This window comes from Gemmatimonadota bacterium (genome assembly GCA_016209965.1).
Taxonomy (GTDB): Bacteria; Gemmatimonadota; Gemmatimonadetes; order Longimicrobiales; family RSA9; genus JACQVE01.
The window spans coordinates 1-3,289 of record JACQVE010000132.1 but is presented as its reverse complement, the minus strand read 5'-3'; the positions used below and the strand labels follow the sequence as shown (position 1 = coordinate 3,289).

The following is a 3,289-nucleotide window of genomic DNA, read 5'->3' as shown; positions in this document are numbered from 1 at the left end:
CCCCCAAGGTCTTCCACTTCGGCGCGCCGCCCGAAGCCGTGGAGGTGCTGCGGGCCGCCGGCATCCGCCTGGTCTGCCTGGCCATCAACCATGTGCTGGACTTCGAGGAGCAAGGGCTGTTCGATACGTTGGCGCACCTGGACGCGGCCGGCATCGCGCGTGCAGGCGCGGGCCCCGATGCGGCCGAAGCGGCACGGCCGGCCGTGCTCCAGGCCGGCGGGGTGCGCGTGGGCCTCATCGCCTTCACGGACAACGAGCCGGACTGGGAGGCAGAGCCGGGGCGGCCGGGCGTGAACTACATGGCCATCCAGCCCGAGCCCCGCGCGCTGGCGCGGGTCGGGGACGCGGCGGCCGCGGCGCGGAGCATGGGCGCGGAGTTCGTGATCCTGTCGCTGCATTGGGGACCCAACATGGTCGAGCGGCCTCCCGCCCAGTTCCGCGAGTTCGCCCACGGCGCGCTGCAGCGCGGCGTCGACCTGGTGCACGGCCACTCGGCGCACATCTTCCAGGGTGTCGAGCTCAGCGGCTCAAAGCCCATCCTCTATGACACGGGCGATTTCCTCGACGACTACGCCGTCGACCCAATGCTCCGGAACGATCACTCCTTCCTCTTCCTGCTCGAGCTGGACGAGGGCCGCGCCCGCCAGTTGCGCATGCTGCCGGTCCGACTCCAATATGCGCGCGTCGATCTGGCCAGAGGCGCGGAGCTCGAGGAGATCCTGGAACGAATGCTCCGGCTGTCTGCCGAGCTGGGCACCGCCCTCGAACGCGCGGGTGGCGAGCTGCGACTCGGGATACGCGCCGCGCCGGACCAGCGGGCGGCAGCGGGACCCCACCCATCCCCAGGGAGGGAAGGATGATAGACGCCATGCATCAGTGGATGGGGAACACGATGATGGGAGCGGGATGGCTCATGATGCTGCTCATGGTGCTGTTCTGGGCGGTCGTCATCGGCGCGATCGTGTTCCTGCTCTGGCTGCTCTATCGCGTGGCCGAGGGCCGCGGCTGGCTCGAGCGACAGCCGGGCAGGAGCCGCGCCGAGGAGATCCTCAAGGAGCGCTATGCCCGCGGCGAGATCGACCAGGCCACCTACCAGCGCATGCGCGACGAGCTGCACTAGCGGCTCCCCGCAGCCTGCCCCCCGAGCGCCGCGCTGACGCCCGCGGGACATGCCAGGCGCCGCCCCAGCCGGAGCTGATTCCCCGCGCGGCCGCTACCTGCTCGGGCTGTCCCTCGCCGCACTGGGCGTGGTCTACGGCGACATTGGCACGAGCCCGCTCTACGCCATCCGCGAGTGCTTCTTCGGCCCCTACGGCGTCGCGCCCAGCCGGGCCAATGTGCTGGGCGTGCTCTCGCTCATCCTCTGGGCGCTGGTCGTGGTCATCTCGGTCAAATACCTGGTGTTCATCATGCGCGCGGACAACCGGGGCGAGGGCGGGATCCTGGCGCTCCTGGCGCTGAGCCAGCCGGCACGGCGGGCGACGCCGCACGGCCGCCTGTTCCTCGTGGCCCTGGGGCTCTTCGGCGCCGCGCTCCTCTACGGCGACGGCATGATCACGCCCGCCATCTCCGTGCTCAGCGCCATCGAGGGACTCGAAATCGCCACCCCTGTCCTGGCGCCCTTCGTGATCCCCATTACGGTGGGGATTCTGGTAGGCCTGTTCCTGTTCCAGCGCCGCGGCACCGCGGGGGTGGGCGCCGTGTTCGGGCCCGTTACGCTGGTCTGGTTCCTGACCCTGGCGCTGCTGGGCACGCGCGCCATCGCCGCCCGGCCCGAGGTGCTGGCCGCGCTCAACCCCCTGCACGGCGCCGCGTTCTTCGGCCGAAACGGGCTGCAGGGATTCCTGGTGCTGGGCGCGGTGTTCCTGGTGGTGACCGGCGGCGAAGCGCTCTACGCGGACATGGGCCACTTCGGCAGGCGGCCGATCCGCCTGGCCTGGTTCGCGCTGGTGCTGCCCGCACTGCTGCTCAACTACTTCGGCCAAGGCGCACTGCTGCTGCGCGACCCCGAAGCGGCGCACAACCCGTTCTACCGGCTGGCGCCCGGCTGGGCGCTCTATCCCATGGTACTGCTGGCGACGGCGGCGACCGTGATCGCGTCGCAGGCCGTGATCTCCGGCTCCTTCTCGCTGACGCGCCAGGCGGTGCAGCTCGGCTACAGTCCGCGTGTCCAGATCCAGCACACCTCGCCCGGGGAGATCGGCCAGATCTACATCCCACCTGTGAACTGGGCGCTCATGCTGGCCACCATTGCGCTGGTCCTGGGATTCGGCTCCTCCAGCCGCCTGGCCGCCGCGTACGGCGTGGCCGTGACCACGACCATGGTCATCACCACGGTGCTCTTCTACGTGGTGGCCCGCGACCTCTGGCGCTGGAGCCGGCTCGCTGCCGGTGGCCTGGCGGCCGTGCTCATCTCGATTGACGCCGCCTTCTTCGGCGCCAACATCATCAAGGTCGAGCATGGCGGCTGGTTCCCGCTCCTGGTCGCGGCAGGCGTCTACACGCTCATGACCACCTGGAAACGGGGGCGCGAGATCCTGCGCGAGCGGCTGCGCAAGGCGACGATGCCACTGTCAAAGTTCCTCCAGCAAATCGCGGCGCGGCCGCTCGAGCGCGTGCCCGGCGCCGCCGTATTCATGACCGGCAGCCTGGACGTCACGCCGCCTGCGCTACTGCAGAACGTGCGGCACAACAAAGTGCTGCACGAGAAGTTGGTGCTGCTTACCGTGGTGACGGAGGAGATCCCGCACGTGCCCCGGGAGGAGCGCGTCGAGATCCAGGAGCTGCAGGACGGGATCTACCGCGTCATCCTGCACTACGGCTTCATGCAGGACCCGGACATTCCGCGCGTGCTCGACCTGTGCCGGGAGCGCGGCCTCGACCTGGACCTCGAGCAGACCACTTTCTTCCTGGGACGCGAGACACTACTGGCCACCGAGAAGCCGGGGATGGCCCTCTGGCGCGAGCGGCTCTTCGCCTTCATGGCCCGCAACGCGCTGCGCGCCACCGCCTTCTTCCACATCCCTTCCGAGCGCGTCATCGAGGTCGGCTGGGAGGTCGAGCTGTAGCAGTCGGCCACAGGGATGACATGTCACAACTACTGTGCTGGATCACTATAGAAGGGGTCCGGTGTGGGAAGCAGCGCCTCCGCCTTCTCCGCGTAATACTTCGCCGCGAACTCGCGGGCCGAGAGCGCGCGCGCGTACAGTATGCGCGCCAGCCGCAGCATCTCCAGCAGGCGGATGTACGCCCAGCCGACGTCGAACTCCCACCACTTGGCCTTGAACTT

At 69.3% G+C, this 3,289-nt stretch carries 4 protein-coding genes; 3 read left to right on the top strand and 1 reads right to left on the bottom strand.

The features are described 5' to 3' along the window. The 3 genes from HY703_05460 to HY703_05450 form a co-directional block, all read left to right on the top strand. The coding region (locus HY703_05460) for a CapA family protein (GenBank protein MBI4544617.1) at nucleotides 1-860 on the top strand (860 nt) is incomplete at its 5' end. Nucleotides 861-892: 32 nt separating this feature from the next. Further along, nucleotides 893-1,120 (top strand): SHOCT domain-containing protein, encoded by a 228-nt coding sequence (locus HY703_05455; GenBank protein ID MBI4544616.1) that lies wholly within the window; start codon nucleotides 893-895, stop codon nucleotides 1,118-1,120. Nucleotides 1,121-1,169: 49 nt separating this feature from the next. Then, the gene (locus HY703_05450; protein MBI4544615.1) at nucleotides 1,170-3,068 is read left to right on the top strand and encodes a potassium transporter Kup; all 1,899 of its coding nucleotides are present in this window, start codon (nucleotides 1,170-1,172) and stop codon (nucleotides 3,066-3,068) included. A 29-nt stretch (nucleotides 3,069-3,097) separates the two neighbouring features. Here HY703_05450 and HY703_05445 read toward each other — a convergent pair. Further along, nucleotides 3,098-3,289 (bottom strand): hypothetical protein (locus tag HY703_05445; protein ID MBI4544614.1); only part of this gene is annotated, 192 nt, incomplete at its 5' end.